The sequence below is a fragment of the Fulvivirga aurantia genome (assembly GCF_009711475.1).
Classification (GTDB): domain Bacteria; phylum Bacteroidota; class Bacteroidia; order Cytophagales; family Cyclobacteriaceae; genus Fulvivirga; species Fulvivirga aurantia.
Genome location: NZ_SMMD01000209.1, coordinates 1 through 964 on the forward strand (window position 1 = coordinate 1; position 964 = coordinate 964).

General features: G+C 38.8%; 1 protein-coding gene. It reads left to right on the forward strand.

Features of this window, described 5'->3' with window-relative positions:
• The coding region (locus E1176_RS00665) for a murein hydrolase activator EnvC family protein (protein WP_155208665.1) at window positions 1-964 on the forward strand (964 nt) is incomplete at both ends.

Genomic DNA, 964 nt, shown 5'->3' on the forward strand with positions numbered 1-964 from the left:
GAAGACCTTATTGGCTCAATAAGAGGTGAGTTACAGCTACTTTCTGAAGATATCGAGGAGACAAACCTTATTATAGAAGCTTTGGAAGAAGATTTGAATAACCTTAAAAAAGAGTATGCCGCTATGGTGTATGCGGCACATAAAGCTAATCAAGGATTCAATAAGCTGACATTTATCTTTTCTGCCAGCTCCTTCAATCAGTTTTTTATGCGCTTGAAATATATGGAGCAGTATGGCAAAGCACGTAAAACTCAAGCAGAGCAAATTAATAAAGTACAGCGTACGCTTACCGACCAGCTCACCATTATTGAAAGCAAGCTCTCTGAGAAAAACATACTATTAGCTGAGCAACTGAAGGAAAGCAGAAGTCTTACTAACCTTAAAGAAAATCAAAGCTTACTTGTAACCAACTTAAAAAAACAAGAGAAACAACTAAAGAAAGACCTTGACGAAAGAAAGAATGCTGTTGCCAAGCTCGACAAGTTGATCAACGATATTATAAAGGAGGAGATAGCTCGTGCCAAAGCTGCAGAGAAAAAATCTACAGAAGCATCTGTCAGTCTTTCGAATAGCTTCAACGAAAACAAATCTAGTTTACCATGGCCGGTGTCTGGTTTCGTAACTCAAAAGTTTGGTAGACAACAGCACCCTGTACTAAAAGGTATCGTATTAAATAGTACAGGTATAAATATCCAGACTAAAGAAGATGAAAAAGTAAAATCCATTTTCAACGGCACCGTTAGCACGGTAGCTTTTGTTCCTTTGGTAGGCAATACCATTGTGGTGAGTCACGGAGATTACTTTACAGTGTATGCAGGTCTTAAAGAAGTCTATGTAAAAAAAGGACAAGCCGTGAGCACCAACCAGGAGCTTGGCGAGATATTGACGAATAAGGACGGGGTTTCTGAATTAAAGTTTGAAGTTAGAAAGAGCGTAACAGCACTAGACCCACAGCAATGGTTAT